Below are 23,739 nucleotides of genomic sequence, written 5' to 3' on the forward strand. Positions count from 1 at the left end.
GCTGACGCCTTTTGTAATGGGTTTCATCAGTAATTTAGAAAACCTATTTGTATATCATTTGAGTGCTTGTTAAATTTTTGTTAAGATTAGTTAAGTGAGGGAGTGGCTTGATGAAATTTTGTGATTTTTGAGCGACAATCTCTTAAATATTTTCAGGGAAAGTATGTTTTTAGACTTTGACAAAGTCATTTTGGACTAAAAAACAGGTTGAGGAAGAATAGAGTGGAAATTCATTATTATTTCACACCGATTTTGGATCAGTTGGAGCAGTTTGATCAAAACCTTTGGTATTTATATCCGATTGTAACGCTGGCTACGGCCAAGGAGCTGCGAGATACGGAGGATTTGCCGAAAAATGTTGCGGCGCTTAATGCTTGTCATGATCGTCTGCAAAAAATTTCGCTTGATTATCTGACGGTCAATCTTCATGGTAGAAAATATGGGCGGGCTTTTTTGAGTCTGCTACAGGATTTGCTTTCAGAAATGACGATTTTGGATTATACAGGTCAATTGCGTCAGCAAATTTTGAGTGAGATTGGCGTGTCGACGGCTGATTTCATGGAATATCGCCCTTATGCAAAACAACATTTGGCTTTGATTTTACAGGATTTTAGAAAAAACGATTTTCAATTTTCTCCAGCAGGTTTGATTATGACTGCTGAGGAATGTCTACAAGTGGAAAAGTGTAGCCATGCTACTTTACAACGTTATTTACATCAAATTGAAAAAACTGCCTGATTTGGCAGTTTTTTTGTTAGAGAAAATGCTGACGTAATGCTATTTTTCTGGTTTTGCCCAGAGAAAATGCTGACGTAAAATTATTTTCGTAAATGGCGTAAGCAATCCAAAAAACGTACAACTTTTGATTTTGAAAAACGATATTCGATCTTGTTTTTTTCCAAATACTCAAAGAAATCCTTTTTGCCTTGCGTGCTGTCTTCAACTTCGAGTTCCAGCTCATAATCGGTATGTCCCAGATAATCATTTTTATCCAGAGCTGCAAGGCCGATTGGCAAGTGTTGCTCATAACGAATAGTCGTCAGACTACCAATCAAGGTGATTTCGTCCAGATCGACATCACGTTCCACGAGCAATTCGCAAATCTCGCTCAGGTCGGTCTGACCACAAGTAATACTGCGCTCGCCAAGTAAATACTGAGCTTCTTCCAAACTAAGCGCAATATTATATTCAATATTTCCGACTTCTTGGGGAACTTTTAAAGTCATTTCAGCAGATTTGTCGAAGGTTCGAATCCGCAAAGCTAATTTTTTCTTGCGCAATTTGAAATCTTTTGAATCCAAGTAGTGGTTGGTCTGTCTGATTGGGCTAACGTGAGTGAATCGTTTTTTGAGCTGGTCGTATTCAGCCAGTGATAAGAGCGATTTATACTCAATCTCCAAATTCGTACTCATTTGACTAATTTTCAAGAATATTCTGATACATAAAATATTCTTCCTTTCAATTTAAATTGGGTAAACGATAGATTACTTAAAAGTATAACAAAACCCAGCCTAGAAGTAAAGTTGCGCAAAAAACCAAACAAGTAAGCCAAGCAATTTGCAAATAAAAGTCAGGTCAGCCAGAGAAAATGCTGACGAAAATTTTCGTCAGTAAATTTTCTGCAGCTGTAAAAATACGTCAGCATTTTCTCTCATTTTTTTCACTAAAAATCACGTCAATGCACCTTGAAGTCATGTAAGGATTGATGTAAAATTATCCTTGGGTGTCGTCATTAGATTTCGCTACTCATCATCAGCCAAAACGCTCGAACTTATGTTAAAATATTAAAGGATGATGTAATAAAATAAAAACAAATAATGAATAAATTCTCAGGAAGGAGAATGCAAAAAGCAGTACTTTTGCAAAGTGAACTTATGTTTAATTGGGAAGAATTTTTAGATCCCTACGTACAAACTGTCGGAGAATTAAAAATAAAATTGCGCGGTGTGCGCAAACAATACCTCAAAAAAGGGCTCTATTCACCGATTGAATTTGTCACAGGGCGAGTAAAACGACACGAATCAATCATTAAAAAAGCGCGTCTGCGTGGCTACACCCAAGAGAATTTGTCAGAAATGGAAGACCTTGCGGGCATTCGTGTCATGGTGCAATTTGTCGATGATGTCTGGGACGTTCTGGAACTTCTGCGCAAACGTAGAGATTTTAAAATCATTGAAGAGCGAGACTATATCAACAATCAAAAAGCATCAGGTTATCGTTCGTACCACGTCATCATTGAATATCCGATTGATACGATTGACGGCTATCAGCTGGTCAATGCAGAAATTCAAATTCGGACACTAGCAATGAATTTTTGGGCAACCATTGAACATTCGCTCAACTATAAATACGGTGGCTCAATTCCAGACGCTGTCAAAAACCGACTGACTAATGCAGCAAGAGAAGCCGCTCAACTAGATGCCGAAATGGGCGCCATTAGGGAAGACATTCAAGAAGCTCAGCTTCTGTTTGATCGTCCCCAACAAAAACAAGATTTCAAAAAAGAAAATGGAGAAGATGATGAACTTTGGTAAAAAAGTCTGGCTCATCGGAAATTCGAGTGAAAAATCAAAGAAAACAATGGCCAAACTCAGCAAAATTCTCAAAGCTGAACATTTTGCTTTCGATGATATCAACCCAGACATCGTCATCTCTGTAGGTGGAGATGGAACGCTTTTGCGGGCCATGCATATGTATGAATATCAACTTAATCGGGTTCGTTTTTTGGGCGTACATACGGGTCATCTTGGATTTTACACCGACTTTACAGACGAAGATCTTTTTGAAGTCGTTGAAGCGCTTTACGATGAAAATCCAGCCAAAGCCATCCATTACCCCCTCATCAAAGTTCAAGTTAACTTCACCGACGGCTACCAAATTGTGCGCCACGTCCTCAATGAAGCAACCATTCGTCGTGCTAGTAAAACAATGGTGGGAGATGTTCGCATTTCGGACTATCTTTTTGAGCGCTTCCGTGGGGATGGACTCTCTATATCCACCCCCACAGGCTCAACAGCTTATAACAAATCAATTGGTGGAGCCGTTGTCCATCCTCGTGTAAAAGCTATGCAAATCGCCGAAATTGCCAGCCTCAATAATGTCGTCTACCGAACTTTAGGCTCGCCCATGATTGTCGCCGAAAAAGACGTCATCACCGTCTGTCCAGCACCAGAAGACGATTATAGCTTGACCTTTGACCAACTGACCTTTGAATATAAAAATATTAAATCCATCGAATTTAGTTTGGATGGCAGCACGATTTCCTTTACCAATTGCGCCCACACCCCTTTTTGGGAGCGCGTGAGTAAATCATTCATAGGGGAGGTCGAATAGTGGAATTCGCCTTTACCAACACCATTGAAGGAACAATGGTCAAATCCATGCTTGCCCGCCACGGAATTTCCAAAAGATTGCTTGCAAAAGTCAAGTTTGACGGAGGAAAAATCCATGTCAACGGTGAAGAACATAATGCCATTCATAGACTTCACAAAGATGATGTCGTCACCGTCACCGTTCCAGACGAACCCGATAACGAAAAGTTGATTCCAGATGATGTTCCTCTTAATGTTTTGTTTGAAGACGACCATTACCTTGTCGTTGAAAAACCAGCAGGTAAGCCATCGATTACTGGTTCCCTTCATCCAACGGGTGCCATGTCTAATGCAGTCAAAGGCTATATTTCTAGAAAAAATTACGCCAATCAGACTGTCCATATCATTACCCGCCTAGACCGTGACACCAGTGGCATCATGTTTTTAGCAAAGCATCGCTATGCCCATGCGCTCATGGTGCAGCACAAGTTTCGAGACAGCTTGGAAAAAAGATATTTTGCGATTGTGAAAGCAGAAGGGCTACTTGATTCTGGTGAAATTGATTTACCGATTGGTCGACGGGATGACTCTATCATTCAGCGGCAAGTTCGCTTTGACGAAAAAGCGAAGACTGCGCGGACAAGCTTCGCTGTTTGTGAGCGTAAGAATGATTTAGCGCTTCTTGATATCACTTTACACACAGGCCGTACACACCAAATTCGTGTTCACTTTTCACATTTGGGCTATCCCTTGATGGGAGATGACTTGTATGGGGGCAATCATGATCTCATCAGTCGTCAAGCACTTCATTGCCACCATTTACAATTTTTACATCCTTTTACCGATGAAATGGTTCACGTCGAGCTGGATATGCCAGAAGATATGAAAAAATTACTGATTGAGTAATCAGTAATTTTTTTAATTAAAATTTCCAGTCTTTAATCACTTTCACACCAGTAATTTTCTCGGCTTTGACAGGAGAAGATTGCTCGCCAGAAGTTGTGTTTGCTTTGACTTCACCAGAAGCAATCTTATCCACAACATCCATACCAGAAATAACTTGGCCAAAGACGGTGTATGAACCATCAAGACTTGGATAACCACCATTTTTGTAGGCCGCTTCAATCTTGCTTGGACGTAAGAAAGTTGAAAGTTGGCTGCTCATATCTTGACTGCTTTGAACGATGAAAAACTGTGAACTGCTTGAGTTAGGTTGACCTGTGTTAGCCAGAGATAGCGCACCACGAATGTTATAAAGCTTGTTAGAGATTTCTGTGGCGAAAGGTTGATTGTCGTTAACGACAGACTTGCTACCTGTTCCTTGATTTGATGGATCACCAGTTTGAATCATGAAGTCTTTGATGACGCGGAAAAACTCATTATCTTTGTAGTAATCTTGTTTGGCAAGGGTAAGGAAATTTTCCACAGCTAGCGGAGCCAGTTTTGGAAAGAGCTTGATGTTGATATTTCCAGCCGTTGTTTGGATTTGGACTTCGGCCTCGTCTGAACCAACTGTGTTGGACAATTGAGGTAAATCAAGCTTGTCAAGACTTGCTTGACTGACTTTTTTGCCGTTAATTGCTGTCGGTTCACCAGATTGAGTTGTTGTTTGAGTCGTTTGATTAGTACTATCCGTGGATTTCGGACGATTAGCAAAGAAAATCAAAAGTCCAACCACAACGACTAAAATCACGCCAAAAAGAGTAAAAAGAATGGGGGTATGTTTCTTATTCATAGCAATATTTTAACATAAAAGTGAGTGATTATAAATTTATTCTTGCATTTTTAAGAAAAAAGATATAAAATATAGAAAAATCATGAAAGGAGAATCACGAAATGAATAACTTCTCATCACGTCATCATCATTTGCATAGATAAGAGTTGTGTCATACTTAAGGTATAGATACAGCTTTGGAGTACGCTCAAGTATCTATGCCGGTGATTCTCGAAAGACCGGTTGTAAAGACAGCCGGTCTTTTTATTTGTTTGTACTCAATTGCTGAATGAAACTTATGAAGATTTTTTGGATAAAAAGGAGAAAATTTTGGAAAATCAAAATCAGGTTAGGCGTAACCTTAAACAACGTCACATTACCATGATTGCTTTAGGAGGGACGATTGGGACGGGCTTGTTCTTGACCTCTGGAGCAACAATTAGTCAAGCGGGGCCTTGGGGTTCAGTGCTCGCTTATTGTTTTATTGGGATTATGGTGTATTTTGTCATGACTTCCCTTGGGGAAATGGCGACCTACCTTCCAACTTCGGGTTCGTTTTCAGATTATGGCGGACGCTATGTTGACCCCGCTTTTGGCTTTGCTTTGGGCTGGAATTACTGGATAAATGGTGCAATTACGATTGCCGTTGACTTGACAACAGCTGGATTGATTACGCAGTTCTGGTTTCCACACGTTCCATCTTGGATTTTCTCGGGAATTGCAACCATTTTGATTTTTGTGATTAACGTGCTTGCCGTAAGTGCTTTTGGTGAAACAGAATATTGGTTGTCAACGATCAAAGTCATTACAATTGTTCTCTTTTTGATTGTTGGTATTTTGACAATTATCGGCGTTTTGGGACAGGGAAATGTTGATGTGATGGCCAATTTGTCAGCAGGAAATCACGGCTTTGTCGGTGGAATTTCAGGATTTGTCGGCGTACTCTTAATCGCTGGATTTTCTTTCCAAGGAACAGAGCTTTTGGGAGTTACTGCAGGAGAGTCTGAGGATCCAGGGAAATCTATTCCGAAAGCTATGAATTCTATCTTCTGGCGGATTTTGCTCTTTTACATCTTTTCAATTATTGTTATTGCAGCGATTATCAATTTTAAAGACCCACGCCTCCTTAATCCAAATTCGACAGCGGTCATGAGTCCTTTCACGATTGTTTTCAAAAATATTGGTTTTGCAGTGGCGGCTTCAGTCATGAATGCGGTCATTCTAACTTCTGTAATTTCTTCAGCCAACTCAGTGATGTACGCTTCAACACGGATCTTGTACTCTTTAGGACAGGAAAAGGGCGCACCAAGATTCTTTGGACGTACAGCGAAAAATGGGATTCCATTTTATGCGTTGCTTGCCACAACAATTATTTGTTTCATCGCCTTTTTGACAGGGATTTTCGGAACACAGATTTATCTTTTCTTGGTTGATTTGTCCTCATTGACTGGTTTCTTAGCTTGGCTGGGGATTTCAGTGAGTCACTTGCGTTTCCGCAGAGCTTATGTTGCCCAAGGGCACGACGTTGCAGACTTACCTTATAAAGCGAAATTGTTCCCCTTTGGACCGCTCGTTGCACTTTTGATGACGGCGGCAATTGCAATCAATCTTGATCCAAGAATGCTCTTTAGCTCACACTGGGGAGAAGGGCTTGCCATGTATGCGGCAATTCCGATTTTCATTCTCCTTTATTTCGGCTACAAATGGAAATATAATACCAAAATCATTCCATTAGAAGAAGTTGATTTGAGTCGAGAAAAATAATTTTTACATGAAAAACGAGCTTACGCTCGTTTTTTTTATAGATTTGCTAAATTCAAAGAAAAGCAACAGCTTGTTGAATAACGTCTTGACAAAAATTGTGAAAAAGAATAGAATTACAGGGTATTTAGAAATAGAAAAAAGAGGGAATGAATGAGATATATCGCCATTGTCGGTACTAATGCAAGTTTTTCTTATAATCGAAAATTGCTTTGGTATATGAAAAAACACTTTGAGCCCCAAGCACAAATTGAAGTGGTGGAAATTGCCGATCTTCCTCTTTTTTGTGAGGATTTTGAGCAAATTCCAACGCGGATTTTGGAGATTGTTCGGGCAATTGAAGCTGCGGATGGGGTGATATTTTCAACGCCTGAGTATGATCATGCAATTACGGCAAGTTTGAAATCGTTGATTGAGTGGTTATCTTGGAAGACTTTGCAGCCTTTGGTCAATATGCCCGTGATGATTGTGGGGGTTTCTTTGGGAAATATGGGAACTGTTTTTGCTCAGGAAAATCTGCGACAAATTTTGAGTTCACCAGGTTTGGATGCTTTTGTTTTGCCGACCCACCAATTTTTATTGGGGCGTGCGGTGACGGCTTTTAATGCTCAGGATGAATTGGTGGATGAGCGAACTATTGAGTGGTTGGAGCAATGTTTTGAGCAGTTTATGCGCTATGCGAAGACGCTAAAACCACTGCGGGAATCGGCTAGTCGTAGCTTAGTTTCAAAAGATGAGCCTCAAAATATAGAACGCTGGAATCAAGGGACGCCTCTGGGTCTAGCGGTTGCTTCGGATGCGGATACAGGAGCTTCGGAAAGTGAAGCAAGAGATGAAGGCGTCAAGTCGGTCTACGATCAACTTTTTGAAGGGGCGGACATCTGGGCATTTGAGGAACTTGATCGGCGCTTGGAGAGAGAAGAAAAAGGTCGGTCGGCGGCTCAATCAGTGGGTGAAGAAGAGACTGAGGAACAAGCGGACGGGCTAAGAGAGGATTTGCCACAATGACAGAGAACTTTACACCACTTGCGAGTTCCAAAATTTCTAAACGTTATCGTGCCTTGGGGACGGTGATTGATTTGACGGTTTTTGGGACACAAGAGGAGCGCTTTTTGGATATGGCTTTTGATTTGATTAAAGAATATGAAAATATTTTTACGGTCAATCGGGAGGAATCAGAGTTGATGAGGGTCAATCATGCAGCGGGAAAAGAGGCCGTTCAGGTTTCAAGTGCTGTGTACGGGTTGACCAAGGTTGCGGTGGAAAAAAGTCAGGAATGCTTTGGCTTTAATGCCGCAATCGGCCCTTTGGTGAAATTATGGCACATTGGTTTTGCGGATGCGCAGGTACCTCAGCAAGCGCAGATTGATGAACGCTTGGCTTTGATTGATCCACAGGATATTGTGTTGAACGATGAGGAATTATCTATTTTTCTGCTTAAAGAAGGGATGGAGCTGGATTTGGGTGGCATTGCCAAGGGCTATATCGCTGATCGGGTTCAAGATTTGTGGCGGGCATATGGGCTTTCTGCTGGAATTATCAATCTGGGGGGCAATCTCGTTTTGATGGGGGATGCTCCGCATCAGGTGGATAAAAAATGGCGTGTCGGGATTCGAAATCCGCTGACGAACACAGGAGTTTCTGTGGCTCAACTTGTGACAGGTGCAGCTTCTGTGGTAACTTCAGGCATTGCGGAGCGGTTTATGGAAGTGGATGGTCAATTTTATCATCATATTATTGATTCTCAAACGGGTTTTCCACATGATAATGACATTGCAAGTGTGACTGTTTTGTCGAAGAAGTCAGTAGATGGGGAAATTGAAACGACCCGCCTCTTTTTCGCTGCGGAAGAGCTTGAAGATTGGCTTTGTGAGCATGAAGAGCTATATGGGGCAATTTTTATCAGCCGCGATAAAAAAATAAAACTGGTAGGAATTACTCCAGAACAGGTGCAAATTATTGATCCAAGCTTTATCTTGGAATGAAAGAAGTCAAAAGTTTGATTTTCCAAAGAAAATTAAGCTTTTTTGATTTCGTCAGTAAATTCTCTGTGGAAACTTAATTATTTTTGTTTCCGTCAGTAAATTTTCCACATAAAAAAACTCCGCTTTAGCGGAGTTTTATGTTATTTCATTGTTGGGAAAAGGAGAACGTCGCGAATTGATGTTGTGCCTGTGAAAAGCATAACCAAGCGGTCAATCCCGATACCCAGTCCGCCTGTTGGTGGCATTCCGTGCTCGAGCGCTTCAACGTAATCATAATCGACACCAGTTGCTTCGTCATCACCAAGTTCTTTGGCTTTGGCTTGTGCTTCAAAACGTTCTAATTGATCAATTGGATCGTTCAATTCGCTAAAGGCATTGGCATATTCTTTACCATTGATGAACAATTCAAAACGGTCAGTGAAACGAGCGTCTTCTTCATTCATTTTGGCAAGTGGTGAAATTTCTTTTGGATGTCCAAAGACAAAAGTTGGTTGAATCAATGTTTCTTCAACGTATTTTTCGAAAAATTCATTGATGATATGACCCACAGAAGTGAAGTGTTTTTCAACATGAATGCCGTGTTCTTTGGCGAGTGCTGCAGCTTCTTCAAAGCTCATTTCTTGCCAGAAATCAACACCAGAAACTTCTTTAATGGCGTCAACCATGTGTACACGCTTGAATTTGCCGCCGACATTAATTTCTTTACCGTCGTATTCGAGGATGTCTTTGCCGACAACCGTTTTAGCGACGTGTTGGAAAATTCCTTCAGTCAAATCCATGATGTCTTCAAAATCAGCATAAGCTTCATAAGATTCCATCGTTGTAAATTCTGGATTGTGCGTCATATCCATTCCTTCATTACGGAAAACACGGCCAAGTTCGTAAACTTTTTCCATGCCACCGACAATCAGGCGTTTCAAGTGCAACTCAGTCGCAATGCGCAAAGCCATGTCGATATCCAAAGAATTGTGGTGTGTGTAGAAAGGACGAGCCGCAGCACCACCAGCTTCATTATTCAAAACAGGAGTTTCCACTTCAAGATAGCCACGTCCGTCCATGTAACGACGGATTTCGCTGATGATTTTAGAACGAGTCACAAAGCGATTGAAACTTTCTTTATTAGAAATCAAATCCAAATAACGTTTGCGGTAACGTGTTTCAGTATCTTGCAAACCGTGGAATTTTTCAGGCAAAGGACGAAGTGCTTTTGAGAGAAAAGTCAATTTTTTGGCTTTAATTGACAATTCACCCATATCAGTTTTCATGATTTCGCCTTCAACTCCGAGGAAATCTCCGAGGTCAGCTTTTTTGAAAATTTCATAGTTTTCTTCGCCGACTTCATCTTTACGAACATAAAGTTGAATTTGACCTTCGCGGTCTTGCAAATGTGCAAAGCCGACTTTACCCTTGCCTCGCTTAGTCATCAAACGACCAGCAACGATGCCAGACAAAGCAAGTTCGTGCAATTCTTCTTTTGATTTTTCATCATAAGTGTCATGCAATTCTTGCGAGTTATGTGTACGGGTAAATTTATGTCCAAATGGATCAATGCCTGACTCACGCAAATTTTCCATTTTTTCGCGGCGGACTTTCATTTGGTCATTAAGTTCTTCAATTTCAGCCAAAATAATACTCCTTGTAAATTTTATTCTCTCTATTTTAACATATTTTTAGGAAATTAACAGAAATTTTTTGGTCAGTAAACGCTTTAACCAGCGGATTGAGCAGATTTCATTTTCGTCAGTAAATTCTCTAAGACCAAAATGCTGACGCAAATGAAATTTCCCTAAAAATACCATTTTCAGAAATCACCAAGATGCCTGATCTGTTTAATCAGTTTTTTCGTCAGCACATCTTGCTCAGCCGAAAAACTGACCCCGTAAAAAATTCGCTGATAACGCTCACCCAACTGTTTATAAGGCAAATCGCGCCCCACAAAGCGTTTGGAAATCAAAGACGCCCCCAGCCCAGCTCTCAAATGACTAATAATAACATCATTATTATTGACTGACACGATATTTTGAGGTGTCCAACTCATTTCTTTCAGGTAATTCTGCGTATAATGCGCAACTCCAGAACCAGCCTCACGAATAAAAAATAGCTCCGAATCCCAATCACCAGCAAGGACTAATTCATCCTTAAAAAGTGGGAAAGTAGTCGTCACATCGCTCATCATCGGTTTTTCAATAATGCCCAAATGAAGCTCATGATTTTGAATCCTATCAAAAACTTCTTGAGAATCCAACATCAAAAGTTCCACATTGAGCTGCTCCAAATCAGCCAGTAACTCGCGAAAAATCAGGGGCAGAACAGTCGTTGCCGCACTATGAGACGCCCCAATTTTGAAAGAACGGCGTGCAGGTGTTTGATTCTTCAACATTAACTGCAATTCGCTCCAATCATTCAGATAAGTCAGTGCTTTGGGATAGAGTAGCGAAGCAGCAGCCGTTGGAATCACTTCTTGGTGTTGCCCCCGCGAAAAAAGTTTCACCTTCAAATCGTCCTCCAACTTCCGGATTCGCACCGTCGCCGTTGGCTGCGAAATAAAAAGCTGTTGCGCCGCTTTTGTAAAACTTTTCGTTTCAAAAACAGCAATAAAAGTTTCAAACAATGAAAACATGATTTCTCCTTAATTAAAAAAATTAATCTTAAAGATAGTAATAATTCATTTTACAAAATTAAAGCAAGCGTGTAAACTAGTTGATAGCAGAAAAGGAAAAAAAGATGAATCTATTACAAAAAATAATGAAAAAAAACAGCCAAAAACAGCCCACAAACCAGATTTTTGCAGGTTTCTTCCTCTCTTTTGGCGTAGCACTCCTTAGCTATGCCCTCAATCGTTTTGTTTTTCACAGTCTAGGTGCAGCGACAATTGCTATTTTGCTTGGCATTATTCTGGGGAATCTCTATTTTAAACAGCCCATTTTATTTCCAGGAACAGCTTGGTCAGAAAAGAAATTACTTGAACTTTCGGTCATGTTTTTGGGAGCAACGGTGACTCTACAAACCATTAGCAAATTAGGTTTACAAGGGCTGATTTTTATTGTCTTACAAATGATTTTGACCATTGTTTTTGTTCTTTTTATGGGAAAAAAACTAGCTTTTTCTAAGAATACAGCAGCCCTCATGGCCGCAGGAAATGCAGTTTGTGGTTCTTCCGCAATCGCTGCTGTCGACCCAGTAATCAGCGCCAAAACGAGTGAAAAAAGAACAGCTATCACGATGGTCAATCTTATGGGAACGATTTTGATGCTGAGTTTACCAGCACTTGGTACTGCAATTTTCGGAAGCAATGACTTGTATCGAGGCGCTTTAATTGGTGGTACCATTCAATCCGTTGGACAAGTAGTAGCTTCAGCGACAATGGTCAATTCACAAACAGCAACTTTAGCCACTTTATTCAAAATCATGCGCATCATATTTCTTGTTTTTGTTGTTTTGTACTTTGGAGCGATGAGGAAAAAGCAAGAAAAAAACGAGAAAAATAACCAACAAATTAAAATAAAACGCCAAGCTTTCTTACCTTGGTACGTTTTAGGCTTTCTGGTACTCTGTCTTTTGAATACCCTCTTACATTTTGTGCCACAAATTGCTAACTTCGCCCATTTCCTATCGACCTGGTGCGAAACCATTGCACTGGCTGCAATTGGACTGCGGCTCAATCTGGTTGAATTTTTAAAAGCAGGGAAAAATTTATTGATTTATGGACTCTCAACCCTCGTTTTTCAAATTCTTTTAGCCCTTTTACTCATTTTTCTCCTCCTTAAATGAGCCCATTTCTATAATTTTTAAGTACTTTAGCGTGAAATAATCAAAAAAACTATATATTAGCAGTTCATTAGCGAATATTCGGGAAATTTTGTTACAATTGAGCTTCTATCCTTAAAGTTACAAGATACTTCTTTTAGTGGACAAGATGAAATCAGAGAGGGATATAAGGGAAAAACCAACCCTAATCTGATACTAAGGTTAATTTAAGCACCCATTGTTTAGGAACATTTAATAGATTAAAACAAAGAAAAAACCAATAAAAACGTAGAAAATGTTTTTAATACGTTTTTATTGGTTTGTTTTACTCCTTTTTCTCAGCTTCAGCTAGAACGATAATAGCAAAACTTAAGGGAGCAATCTCGAATCCTCAGTCCTCAAACGTTCCTGCTTCCAAAATATCAAATATTTTACTTCTTTTCATATCGGTCATTTTTATATAAAAAATGAAAAGAGAGTGATAATAGGAGTAAACACCTTCAGATTCTACAGCTTTGAAAATATCCAGAGCCTTTTTTATCTCTTGCATTCCCTGATTTGAATCCTTAAAACGGTAGACCCACAAACCATGTGTTAGATTAAAGAGATTGTGAAGGTACATATTTTCAGTAGCTAAGTGATGGTTATTGATAAAGTCTAGGATTTGTTTTGCACTGTCTTTACAATCCCTTATGGATAAGACTGATATCGCTCGACAAGCAGCTTGAACCAAGTATTGATTATACTTTTGTGAATTAAGAAATTTTTGTTGAGGAGCAAAGAGAAAATCTGAAAAGTTTATGATGTCCTTGGTTGGAAATAAATTAAGAGTTTGATGGAAAATAGAGAGCTCTTGAAAACTCCAAAAATTGAGACCATATAAATAATCAAGAATAGACTTGATTTCTTTATCTGTGAGGGTATGACTTAAACTTTTAGCAGCCAAGGCAATAAAATGAAATCCTTCTTTTTCAGCTAAATCAGCAATCTCTAAAACGGCCTTTTTATTCTGACTAAAAGTTGCTGCTTCAAGTTTTTGTAAGAGCGAATTGACATTGTTAGGAAAATAGTTATTTATAAAATGTTCATATTCTTCAAGACTAATCTCCATGAATTGAAGAGCAAGGTATAATTTGTCAAAACTCATCATTGATTTACCAGATTCAAAGCGAGAAAGGGTGGATTTGGGAATATTAACAGAGGCAAAGTCAGAAAGAGAAAGCTTTTTTTGTTCTCTAATCCTGCGAAAAGTTTCTCCATAAGTGGTATAAATCATGTTGCTCTCCTTAATAATAGCGAATAGAATCTTCGGGACAATTATAACACAATTATTCCATAAAATACTCAATGAGCAGGAAAAATCGTATCTTTTATGGAACGATAGAAAAAATCAATATAAAATTAGGTATACTATATTAGGTAGCACATTATTAAATTATGTGTACTATATTAAGTGATACCACTAATAACTAGAATGAGAGTTTTAAATAAATGAATTTTAAAAGCAGGAAGTATTTATATCTAGCCTTTGCAATTATCGCTATGATTTATTATGTTCCTCATGTAAACGCAGGAACATTGACGACGTCTGATGATTCTATCGGTGTAAGCCTTCAGTTGGGAAGTGGCGAGACGATACCAGTATTGCAATTTATGAGCACGCACAGTCTTATGGACACAAATGGTTATAGTTGGGAACTAAGTAGTAAAACTGGATTATGGCGAAAAGAAACTACTACGGAAACAGGTTCTTTAATAAAAACAGTTACCATTTCTGTTCCTGATCCGATACCAGCCTTGTCGGCAGATGATGTTGTAAGTCCTACTCCTATCGCTCCTCCATCAACTTATAAAACGCCTGTGCCAAGTCCTGCTCTGACGCCACCTACTCCTACTCCGGCCTCGAGCTCAAGCAGTACGCCTCCAGAACCAAACTTGAGCATTACTGTACCAGTAAAACCAGGGACAACGACTAAAGCGGTTGATGGAGAACTCATCAATCCTACAACACCTAATCCCCCAACCTCTACGACAATTTCAAAAGAAGAACCAGTAAAACCTCTAACGGTCCCAACAGACTTAAAAAGCAAGACGAATCAGTCTAGTGAAAAAACGGTTAAATCAACAGTTCCGTCTTCAACAAGTACAACAGTTCCGTCTTCAACAAGTACAGCAGTTCCGTCTTCATCTGCTTCGACGACAAGAACGCAAAGCTTGTCATCTACAACGAATTTAAGTGCTCATAAGATCTCGATTTCTCAAAGTCTACCAGCTCAGAGCAAGGTCCGTGTAAAATCAGGTCTACCTAAAACAGGGGAAAGTCAATCATCGGATTATTTCTTAAAGTTTATGGGTTTGACTATACTTGCACTGATAGGATTTTGGTTTAAAGGAAATTCAAAAAAGAAAAGTGGAACAAGCTTTCAATAAGAAACTAACCCAAATCGTTCTTACAATTTTTATTAAATAAAAAGTAGAAGCTATTTCTTCTGCTTTTTTGTTTTCTAATCTAAGGTCATGAAAAGGAGTTAGAAAAACAAGAAATAATGTGCTATAATTAGAAGGTTATGTGTTTCTTTTTGAATTTGAAAAGGAAGACGATATTTATTTCCCCCTTTAGGAAGTGGGAGATAAAGACTTTAAAAGCCATCTTTAGAGGGGCTTCCTCTCTCATCAATCAGTTGTCAAGGTTTTGGGAGAAGAAGGTAGGAGAAAAAAATAATGACTGTTGTATATAATGAAATCATGGTTCGCTATGGTGAACTGTCAACGAAAGGGAAGAATCGCGGATTTTTCATCAATCGTTTGGCAAAAAATATTCGTGAAGTGCTTGCTGATCTTACAGAACTTAAAATTACAGCTGTACGTGATCGGGCGCATATTGAGTTGAATGGTGCGGACTACGCAGAAGTGTCACGTCGTTTGACAAAGGTTTTTGGGATTCAAAACTTTTCACCATCAATCAAAGTTGAACGCTCAATGCCTGTTGTGAAGGCAGCTGTTGTTGATTTATTTAAAGAAATTTATCAAGAAGGACAAACTTTTAAAATTGCTGCTCGACGTGCAGATCATAATTTTGAGTTGGACTCAACAGAGCTGAATTTAACACTTGGAGACTTGGTTTTTGATCATTTTGAGTATGCTAAGGTGCAGATGAAAAATCCTGATATTACCTTGCGAGTGGAAGTTCGCTTGGATGCTGTGTACTTGAGCTTTGAAACAATCAAAGGTGCTGGGGGAATGCCTGTTGGGACTGCTGGTCGTGGGCATTTGATGTTGTCTGGCGGGATTGATTCACCTGTTGCTGGTTATTTGGCACTCAAACGAGGCGTGGAAATTGAAGCGGTTCACTTTGCAAGTCCTCCTTATACTTCGCCAGGTGCGTTGAAAAAGGCGAAAGATTTGGCAGCAAAATTAACTGTTTTTGGGGGTTCAATTACTTTTATTGAGGTACCATTTACCGAAATTCAAGAGGAAATCAAGGCTAAAGCACCGCAAGCTTACTTGATGACCTTGACCCGTCGTTTCATGATGCGCGTGGTTGATCGGGTGCGTGAGGAACGTTTTGGTAAGGTTATTATCAACGGAGAATCGCTCGGTCAGGTTGCGAGTCAAACGTTAGGTTCAATGTCTGTCATCAATGAAGTGACGACAACGCCGGTTATTCGCCCTGTTATCACGATGGATAAGATTGAAATTATTGATATTGCCGAAAAGATTGATACGTTTAACTTGTCAATCTTGCCTTTTGAAGATTGTTGTACGGTTTTTGCTCCTCCGTCACCAAAAACGAATCCAAAGTTGGAGAATTGTTTGCAATATGAACAACGTATGGATGTTGAAGGGATGGTTGATCGGGCGGTTAAAGGAATTATGCTCACAACAATCACGGGTGAGCATTGGGATCAAGAAGAACAGATTCAAGAAGAAGAATTTGCTGATTTTTTATAGGTCTTGTCGGGTAAAACTCTGCTGAGCAGGGTTTTTCTTATGAGAAGTTTAAAACTACGAACAGTAGTTTAGACTTGACAAAGAAAAGAAACAAGTTTATAATCACTAATGGTATTAAATAATATGAAATGAATAATTTTGGAGCGTAGCACGTAGTGCGCGCTCATTTTTATCAGAAAGGAATTTTATGTCAGACAGAATTAAAGCGCTGATTGCGCTGGGCGTTTTTACGTTTATGTCCACGTTGGATGGTTCAATTGTTAATATTGCTTTGCCAACGATGTCACGGGAACTGCAGGTTTCAACGTCACAGATTACTTGGGTGGTGACGATTTATTTGATTGTGATTTCGGCGATTGTTTTAATTTTTGGTCGTCTTGGAGATTTACTTGGAAAAGCGCGGATTACGCGAATTGGCTGGGCGGTCTTTATTTTGGGGTCGTTTCTTGCGGGCTTGAATTTTGGTTGGGGCTTGGGCTTTTTGCTTTTTGCACGTGTGGTGCAGGCGATTGGGGCTGCGATGTACATGGCGACAGGTTTTGGGATTATTTCGGAAATTTTTCCAGTGGCAAGTCGGGCGAGAGCTTTGTCAATTTCGGCAATGTTTGTATCGGTTGGCTCTATTGCTGGGCCGGCTTTGGGTGGTTTGATTTTACAGGTCGCGAGTTGGAATTATATTTTCTGGATTAATGTGCCGATTGGGATTGTGGCTTGGATTTTTGGGAGTCGAGCTTTACCAAAGGAGACCAGTCATGGCAAGCTTTCGGATGTTGATTTTGCTGGTGGGTTGCAGATGAGTCTGGTCATTATCTTGCTTTTCTTAGCCTTGAATTTTGGGCAAAATTTGGGTTGGACGAGTCCGCTGATTTTGATTGCGGGGGACTTGGTTTGATCTTATTTATGACGTTCATTTTTACGGAGAAGAAGGTGGAAAAACCTTTGTTAGATTTGGGAATTTTCAAATCAAAACTTTTTTCAATGAGTATTATCATGGCCCTTTTTAATTTCACTGTGGCGATGTTTGGAAGTATTTTGTTGCCTTTTTATTTGCAGGATTTTCGGGCGTATGCGCCTGGTGTGGCAGGGCTAATCATGATGGCTTATCCTGCAGCAATGCTGATTTCTAGCCCTCTGGCTGGGGCTGCGGCGGATAAAATGGATAAGGAAATTGTGACTTTTGTTGGAATTTCAGGGATTGTTTTGTCGCAGATAGGATATCTTTTGATTACTCCTCAATCAAAACCTTGGCTCGTGCTGGTGATTTTGGTGATACAGGGGTCGTCAATGGGGATTTTCCAAAGTCCAAACAATGCGTTAATCATGGAAACGGTCGATCGTAAATATCTGGGAATTGCGGGTTCGGTCAATTCTTTGGCGCGAAATATGGCCTTTGTATTGGGAACTTCGCTTGCGACCTTGATTTTATTTACCGCCATGTCCAATCAGTTGGGACACAAGGTGACGACTTATTTGGTCAGTGAACCTGGTGCGTTCTTACATGGTTTTCATGTGGCTTTCTATTTTTCAACTTTCTTGGTGCTGGTCACTTGGATTTTGGGACTTTTGCGCTTACTTGGTCGCAAAAAAACACTTTAAAAACAGCAGATGTGCTGTTTTTTTTGCTGACGGAATTGATTGGTGCTAGGAAAGCTGGAAAATTTGCTGACGTAAATGTTTTTGTCTTTTGAAATTGAGAGAATTTACTGACGGAATTGATTTAGCTGTTGAAATGTGGAAAAAGAGAGGATGAAATCAGAAGATTACCACAAGGTTTACATGTGTAAATTTTCACGTACTAAATCAGAGGAATTTGGATAAAAGTTTGTTATAATACATTTCGTATTAAAAAATTAACACTAAAGGAAAAAAATAAATATGTCTAAACTTCTCGTTGTAAAAGGTCACCCACTCACAGCCGACTACTCTATGTCTCTCAAGGGATTGGATGCATTTTTGGCAGCTTACAAAGTTGCAAATCCTAATGACGAAATCGAAGAACTTGATGTTTTTGACGGCACTATTCCGTCACTTAATACAGAACTCGTGAGCGCCATGTTTGCAGGCGAAGGAGCAAGCTTGACTGCTTCACAAGAAGCAAAATTAGCGCGTTTTGGTGAGTTGACAGAGCAATTTTTGGCGGCTGACAAAGTTGTCATTGCTAATCCAATGTATAATTTGATGATTCCAGCGGAATTGAAATCTTGGGTTGACACAGTCAACGTTGCTGGAAAAACTTTCAAATATACGGCTGAAGGCCCAGTTGGTCTTGCGCAAGGCAAAAAAGTCTTGCAACTCCAAGCCAACGGTGGCGTGTACGGTGCACAAGATCCTGCGACTGTTTATATGTCAGCAATTTTCAACTTTATCGGTGCAGATTTCAGCCAAATTGCGGTGGAAGGTCACGCTTACGATCCTTCAAAAACGGACGAATTATTGAATGATTTCATCAGTAAAATCGAAACTGCCGCAAAAACATTTTAAAAAATGGTCTGTCAATTGACAGACTTTTTGCAAAATTACTGACCGAATGGCCCAATAAAAAGCGTCAGTGATTTCGCAAGGAGGAAAAAATGGCAAAACACACTTTTAATTCACAGATTACTTGGACAGGCGGACGAAATACTGTTGGTGAACTGCACACAGGGGCTCTTGACGAAAAAATCTCAGTTCCACTCGCCATGGACGGCCCAGGACTTGGCACAAATCCAGACGAAATGTTGCTCGGTGCAGCAAGCACCTGCTATACCATCACTCTCGCGGCCATGCTAGAGCGTAACGCCATCGCGCTTGAAGCGTTGCAAGTGAACTCTGAGAGCAGCGTTGACGTCAGTCGTGGCATTTTTACTTACGAAAAAATCACCCACCACGTCCTGCTCAAACTGCCAGCTGACGCTGACGAAATCAAAGCCCGCAAGCTCGCCGAACGTGCCGAACAAGCCTGCATGATTTCTCGAGCAATTCAGGGTAACGTCCAACTTGAAACATTGATTACCATCGAGAAAAATCACTGATTGCAGTGATTTTTTTTAGTTTTCATTATCCTCAGTAATTACGTCAGCAAATTCTCTAGCCTTCGCAGTCCCACTTAATTACGTCAGCAAATTCTCTAGCCTTCGCAGTCCCACTTAATTACGTCAGCAAATTCTCTGGCTTCTCGCACCACTCAACTCATTTACGTCAGCAAATTCTCTAGCTTTTTGCGCCCCACAAAAAAAGAACCGACAAGCGTCAGTTCATTTTTTTGTTTTTACGCCGCTCCAAAAATTCAAAAAGGAGTGTGTGATGATTACTTGCCAAGGTATAGTCCTCTAAAACATTGACATTGACGCGCATCTCGCGCGCCTCGCGCGCTGTCAAATGTCCCGCCAATTCATACTCAAAAATAATTTTGCGCTCCAAATAATAAGCACGCATCATCTCCGTCAAATTATTAGGCTGAGCCTTGTTCATCATCCGAGAAAGGTGAACTCCCTCCGCTACAATTTCTGACGTCCGCAAGCGCTCCGCTTGCAAGAAATTCAGCAGTTGCTCATCATAAACCTCAGCCAAATTGCCCAAAGCCTGCAAAATCAATTCCGTATTATTAAAGTAAAGCTCCGTGATTTCTTCCGTCGTATTGGCTTGAGCATCCTTAGACCTGCGCGCAAAGAAATCGACGTGTAAGAGCCGTGAGAGCAACAAGTTAAAAGCACGTACCAAAAGGACATACACAAACTGCAAACTCGATACCAACGAATGCACAATACTTGATTCAAGCGAGCGAATATAGCGCTGGTAAGTCCGATAAGTATACATCGAAATTTTCCCCTCACGCAAAGCCGCTTCCAGCCCCTCCGACTCAATCCGAATAATCAAGAGCTGCAAATCATTATAATCAATCGCCATATCCGTTGATTCCTGCTCAATGATTAAAAGCTGAATCCGCTCCTGATAAGCATCGATGGCAATATTGTACCCCTGCGGATTTTTAGCCGCCTGCATATCCTTATGCAACTCCTCGACCACTTCAGTTAAGATTGAAATTTTGGCAATATTATCCACCTTAACCACCTTTTTAACCGCAAAGAAAGGTAAGACAAACATTCCGACCAAAAAGCTCAGTCCCGTCACAGCCGCTGCAAGAAAGACCAGTACTGGCTGAATTGCAGCTACCGATCGTGGAATCAATAAAATCGTCGCAATACTCACGGTACCCTTAGAACCAGCAAAAGTCAAAAGTAAAATATCATTCCAATAAGCCGCAAAGACCTGTTTTTTACGCAAAGCCCGAATCCAAAAATACAGCGTAAGTACCGCCCAGCGCAAAGCAAACAGCCCAACCGTCAAAGCCACCGTCAATAAAAGCAAATGCGTAGATGAATACACAGGATTGACCAATAAAGGTACCACCAACTGATAAAGCTCAATCCCCAAGAAAAAGAAGACAATCGAATTTAAAATAAAAGTCAAAGTGTCCCAAATTGTGTTCTTGACCTTTTCCACCTGAGCATCAAATAAAGTCGTTCTTTTCAAACCGTTTGCAGACATCACACCAGCAACCACTGCGGCAATAATTCCAGAGACATGAACTTCCTCCGCAAGCAAAAAAGCCGATAGCGGAATCGCCAATTCCAACAGTAAATAACCAGAAACGTCACGTGCATCCACATCTTCCAAAAGTCGTAGCACTAAGTTTTTCAGGTAAATCAAAATAAAACCAATAATCGCCCCACCCAGTGCAGAAATTGCCAGTTTCATTGTCGCATCAGGCAAAGAAAAATAGCCCGTCACCAGCGCCACCAGCGCAATTTGGAAAGCAATAATTCCCGAAGCATCGTTAAGTAGGCCTTCGCCTTGTAAAACGCTCATCACTCGCTTGGGAAAACTAAAATTTTTGGATAAAGCCCCCACCGCCACAGCATCTGTGGGCGCCAAACTTGCCCCCAAAGCAAAACAAGCCGCAAGTGGCAGACCAGCGTAAATCCAATTGGAAATCAAGCCCAAGCCCAAGGTTGTAATAAATACCAAGGGAAAAATGAGTACCAAAATCAACTTGCTATGCTTTAAAATATGCTTAACATCAGCCTCCTCACTCTCACGAAAAAGCAGAGGAGCAATAATAAAACCAAGAAAAAATTCAGGAGCAACGTGTAAAATGTCATCAGCACCAAAAAAACCCAAAATAAGCCCAAAAACCACTTGAATAAGGGGTAGAGCAAGTTTTGGGAATACTTTGTTGAGGACGTTTGAGAAAACCAATGTCAAAAGAAACACAATGACATAAAGAATGGTATGAAGCATAAAGTCCTTTCAGTAAAAACAGCAATCAAAAATCAAAAAATCAAGCCCAATAGCTATTTCAAGCGTTTAATCGAATCTTTTTTGAGCGCAATCTTTTCCTCAATTTTCGAGCAGTCTTTTTTACCTAAAAGCGCCTTACAACGCTTAAGCTCCAAGTCTGCCAATTGACGTTTGATTTTTTCCTTACGCGTCGCATCAAATTCACCTGTTTCGATGTATTTCAGCTTTTGCTCCAGAATTAATTTTTTAGTTTTGACCGCATCAATATAAGCTTTAATCTCCGCAAGCTCAGTTTTATCAGCTTTTGCTGCACGCGCTTGCGTCAATTTATTATCTAATAACGTAAGTTTTTCAACAATTTGTTTCAAGTGAAGACGGATTTTTTTGACTTTTTCCTCATCCGTGAGCGCCATAAAAGCATCCATTTCTTTGGATTTTTCATCGTTAGCGACGCTAGAGCGTTTGTCAAGGTATAATTCCCGAAGATTTTTTAATTTATCTTCAAACTTTTTATCTATCATATCAATCACCTAAAATATATTCACTACCCACATTATAACACAAAGCCCTAAAAATGAAACTAAATTGAATAAAATTTTTATAACAAAAACTCCCTGCCAAAGTGCAAGGAGTCCACTAATCAAAAGTAAGCGATTTAGTATGTTAAAATAAAGTTCTTCTTTTTACCACGGCGGATAACGGTCAATTGTCCCTCAATCTTATCTGTGTCAGAAAGCGCATATTCCAAATCCTGCACCCGTTCGCCATTGATATAAATCGCACCATTTGTAATATCTTCACGCGCTTGGCGCTTAGAATTAACAATACCAGAAGAAATCAGCAACTCAACCAAAGCCAGATTTTCATCAGCACTAACTTGGTATTGTGGCGCAGCCTTCAGCCCAGTCAAAATTGACTTCGCATCTAATTGACGTAAATCACCACCACCAAATAAAATTTCAGAAGTTTTCACAGCTTGCTCATAAGCGTCTTTACCATGCACTAAAGTGACTACTTCACGCGCTAGGACTTTTTGCGCTAAGCGTTCATGGCGAGCTGCATCAAATTCTTTTTCGATTTCAGCAATCTCTTCTAATGAAAGGAAAGTGAAAATCTTAAGCATTTTTACAGCATCGGCGTCATCAACATTGAGCCAAAATTGGTACATTTCATAAGGAGAAGTCTTCGCTGCATCAAGCCAAACCGCATTCCCTTCAGATTTCCCAAATTTCTTACCCGTTGAGTCTGTAATCAAAGGAATAGTGATAACATGTCCTTGTTTATCAGCTTTACGACGTAAAAGTTCAGTACCAGCAGTCATGTTACCCCATTGGTCAGAACCACCCAGCTGTAAAGTCACATTGTGTAATTGATTAAGCTCGTAAAAATCATAACCTTGCATAATTTGGTAAGCAAACTCCGTATAAGAAATCCCTGTTTCCATACGAGATTTCACAGAATCCTTAGAAATCATGTAATTAACAGTGAAATGTTTACCCACATCTCGCAAGAAATCAATGAAAGTCAGTTTTTCAAACCAATTGTAGTTATTCGTCATCTCTGCTTTGTTTTCGCCATTTTCAAAATCAAGAAAACGTTCAAGTTGGGCGCGGATTTTTCCAGACCATTGTGTAACCGTATCTTTGGTTTGAAGGGCACGTTCAGAATCTTTAAACGAAGGATCACCAATCAACCCAGTCGCACCACCAACCAGCGCATAAGGTTTGTGGCCAGCCAGTTGCAAACGACGCATCGTCAAAATTTGCACCAAATTTCCCAGATGGAGAGAATCAGCAGTAGGATCATAACCAACATAATAGGAAACCATTCCCTCCGTGAGCGCCTTGCGGAGCGCATCTTCATCAGTCGTTTGGAAAATCAAACCACGTGCTTTAAGTTCGTCAAAAATGTTCATAAAAAAATCCTTTCTATAATGATTTTGGCTGCCCAATCTTTAATGCAAAAAGCGAAAACAACAGCACTAGTTCAT

20 protein-coding genes and 1 pseudogene are annotated in these 23,739 nt (G+C 40.1%); 13 read left to right on the forward strand and 8 right to left on the reverse strand.

What is annotated here, in order from left to right; all coding sequences use genetic code 11:
- Positions 1-222 precede the first annotated feature (222 nt).
- Complete coding sequence (locus tag EQJ87_RS10125; protein ID WP_130124470.1) at positions 223-738, forward strand: dithiol-disulfide isomerase; 516 nt, start codon at positions 223-225, stop codon at positions 736-738.
- An 80-nt stretch (positions 739-818) separates the two neighbouring features.
- Here EQJ87_RS10125 and EQJ87_RS10130 read toward each other — a convergent pair whose 3' ends face one another.
- The gene (locus EQJ87_RS10130) at positions 819-1,412 is read right to left on the reverse strand and encodes a CYTH domain-containing protein (RefSeq protein ID WP_130124471.1); all 594 of its coding nucleotides are present in this window, start codon (positions 1,410-1,412) and stop codon (positions 819-821) included.
- A 462-nt stretch (positions 1,413-1,874) separates the two neighbouring features.
- Between EQJ87_RS10130 and EQJ87_RS10135 the strand changes: the two genes are divergently transcribed.
- Genes EQJ87_RS10135 through EQJ87_RS10145 form a run of 3 tightly spaced genes read left to right on the forward strand, consistent with a single transcriptional unit; the run spans position 1,875 to position 4,217 of the window.
- Positions 1,875-2,534, forward strand: a complete 660-nt coding sequence (locus EQJ87_RS10135) for a GTP pyrophosphokinase (RefSeq protein ID WP_130124638.1) — start codon at positions 1,875-1,877, stop codon at positions 2,532-2,534.
- Positions 2,521-3,333 (forward strand): NAD kinase, encoded by an 813-nt coding sequence (locus EQJ87_RS10140; RefSeq protein WP_130124472.1) that lies wholly within the window; start codon positions 2,521-2,523, stop codon positions 3,331-3,333. Before EQJ87_RS10135 ends, EQJ87_RS10140 begins: the two co-directional genes overlap by 14 nt.
- Positions 3,333-4,217 (forward strand): RluA family pseudouridine synthase, encoded by an 885-nt coding sequence (locus EQJ87_RS10145; protein WP_130124473.1) that lies wholly within the window; start codon positions 3,333-3,335, stop codon positions 4,215-4,217. The genes EQJ87_RS10140 and EQJ87_RS10145 overlap by 1 nt, the downstream gene beginning before the upstream one ends.
- A 16-nt stretch (positions 4,218-4,233) precedes the next feature.
- Here EQJ87_RS10145 and EQJ87_RS10150 read toward each other — a convergent pair whose 3' ends face one another.
- Complete coding sequence (locus EQJ87_RS10150; protein WP_370449781.1) at positions 4,234-5,052, reverse strand: peptidylprolyl isomerase; 819 nt, start codon at positions 5,050-5,052, stop codon at positions 4,234-4,236.
- Between the two features lie 303 nt (positions 5,053-5,355).
- On the opposite strand from EQJ87_RS10150, the gene EQJ87_RS10155 reads away from it, so the two are divergent.
- The 3 genes from EQJ87_RS10155 to EQJ87_RS10165 all read left to right on the forward strand — a co-directional run bounded on the left by EQJ87_RS10155 (position 5,356) and on the right by EQJ87_RS10165 (position 8,771).
- Entirely contained in the window at positions 5,356-6,789 is a 1,434-nt protein-coding gene (locus EQJ87_RS10155) for an amino acid permease (protein WP_130124475.1), read from the forward strand.
- Between the two features lie 150 nt (positions 6,790-6,939).
- Positions 6,940-7,794, forward strand: coding sequence for an NADPH-dependent FMN reductase (locus EQJ87_RS10160; protein WP_130124476.1), 855 nt, complete (start codon positions 6,940-6,942; stop codon positions 7,792-7,794).
- Positions 7,791-8,771 (forward strand): FAD:protein FMN transferase, encoded by a 981-nt coding sequence (locus EQJ87_RS10165; protein ID WP_130124477.1) that lies wholly within the window; start codon positions 7,791-7,793, stop codon positions 8,769-8,771. Before EQJ87_RS10160 ends, EQJ87_RS10165 begins: the two co-directional genes overlap by 4 nt.
- A 140-nt stretch (positions 8,772-8,911) precedes the next feature.
- On the opposite strand, the gene lysS is transcribed toward EQJ87_RS10165, so the two are convergent.
- Positions 8,912-10,396: a lysine--tRNA ligase gene (gene lysS / locus EQJ87_RS10170; RefSeq protein WP_130124478.1), complete on the reverse strand. Its 1,485-nt coding sequence runs from the start codon at positions 10,394-10,396 to the stop codon at positions 8,912-8,914.
- Between the two features lie 176 nt (positions 10,397-10,572).
- Positions 10,573-11,391 (reverse strand): LysR family transcriptional regulator, encoded by an 819-nt coding sequence (locus EQJ87_RS10175; RefSeq protein ID WP_130124479.1) that lies wholly within the window; start codon positions 11,389-11,391, stop codon positions 10,573-10,575.
- A 125-nt stretch (positions 11,392-11,516) separates the two neighbouring features.
- Here EQJ87_RS10175 and EQJ87_RS10180 point away from each other — a divergent pair, with 125 nt between their 5' ends.
- Positions 11,517-12,542, forward strand: a complete 1,026-nt coding sequence (locus tag EQJ87_RS10180) for a YeiH family protein (protein WP_130124639.1) — start codon at positions 11,517-11,519, stop codon at positions 12,540-12,542.
- A 367-nt stretch (positions 12,543-12,909) separates the two neighbouring features.
- On the opposite strand, the gene EQJ87_RS10185 is transcribed toward EQJ87_RS10180, so the two are convergent.
- Positions 12,910-13,866 carry an Rgg/GadR/MutR family transcriptional regulator gene (locus EQJ87_RS10185; protein WP_130124480.1) on the reverse strand — a complete coding sequence of 319 codons (957 nt, stop codon included), beginning with the start codon at positions 13,864-13,866 and terminating at the stop codon, positions 12,910-12,912.
- A gap of 143 nt (positions 13,867-14,009) precedes the next feature.
- Here EQJ87_RS10185 and EQJ87_RS10190 point away from each other — a divergent pair, with 143 nt between their 5' ends.
- The 5 genes and pseudogenes from EQJ87_RS10190 (at position 14,010) to EQJ87_RS10210 (ending at position 19,480) form a co-directional block, all read left to right on the forward strand.
- Positions 14,010-14,948, forward strand: coding sequence for an LPXTG cell wall anchor domain-containing protein (locus EQJ87_RS10190; RefSeq protein WP_130124481.1), 939 nt, complete (start codon positions 14,010-14,012; stop codon positions 14,946-14,948).
- 291 nt (positions 14,949-15,239) lie between these two features.
- Positions 15,240-16,469 (forward strand): tRNA uracil 4-sulfurtransferase ThiI, encoded by a 1,230-nt coding sequence (gene thiI / locus EQJ87_RS10195; protein ID WP_130124482.1) that lies wholly within the window; start codon positions 15,240-15,242, stop codon positions 16,467-16,469.
- Between the two features lie 187 nt (positions 16,470-16,656).
- Positions 16,657-18,065: pseudogene (locus EQJ87_RS10200) on the forward strand (MFS transporter).
- A 279-nt stretch (positions 18,066-18,344) separates the two neighbouring features.
- Entirely contained in the window at positions 18,345-18,950 is a 606-nt protein-coding gene (locus EQJ87_RS10205; RefSeq protein WP_130124483.1) for an FMN-dependent NADH-azoreductase, read from the forward strand.
- 89 nt (positions 18,951-19,039) lie between these two features.
- Entirely contained in the window at positions 19,040-19,480 is a 441-nt protein-coding gene (locus EQJ87_RS10210; protein WP_130124484.1) for an SACOL1771 family peroxiredoxin, read from the forward strand.
- Between the two features lie 217 nt (positions 19,481-19,697).
- On the opposite strand, the gene EQJ87_RS10215 is transcribed toward EQJ87_RS10210, so the two are convergent.
- The 3 genes from EQJ87_RS10215 to tyrS all read right to left on the reverse strand — a co-directional run bounded on the left by EQJ87_RS10215 (position 19,698) and on the right by tyrS (position 23,664).
- Positions 19,698-21,749, reverse strand: coding sequence for a cation:proton antiporter (locus tag EQJ87_RS10215; protein ID WP_130124485.1), 2,052 nt, complete (start codon positions 21,747-21,749; stop codon positions 19,698-19,700).
- Positions 21,750-21,802: 53 nt separating this feature from the next.
- A complete protein-coding gene (locus EQJ87_RS10220) occupies positions 21,803-22,270 on the reverse strand; it encodes a hypothetical protein (RefSeq protein ID WP_130124486.1) in 468 nt (155 codons plus the stop codon).
- A gap of 134 nt (positions 22,271-22,404) precedes the next feature.
- Complete coding sequence (gene tyrS, locus EQJ87_RS10225; protein WP_130124487.1) at positions 22,405-23,664, reverse strand: tyrosine--tRNA ligase; 1,260 nt, start codon at positions 23,662-23,664, stop codon at positions 22,405-22,407.
- Between the last annotated feature and the right edge of the window lie 75 nt (positions 23,665-23,739).

It is taken from the genome of Lactococcus sp. S-13 (genome assembly GCF_004210295.1).
In the GTDB taxonomy this organism is placed as follows: domain Bacteria; phylum Bacillota; class Bacilli; order Lactobacillales; family Streptococcaceae; genus Lactococcus.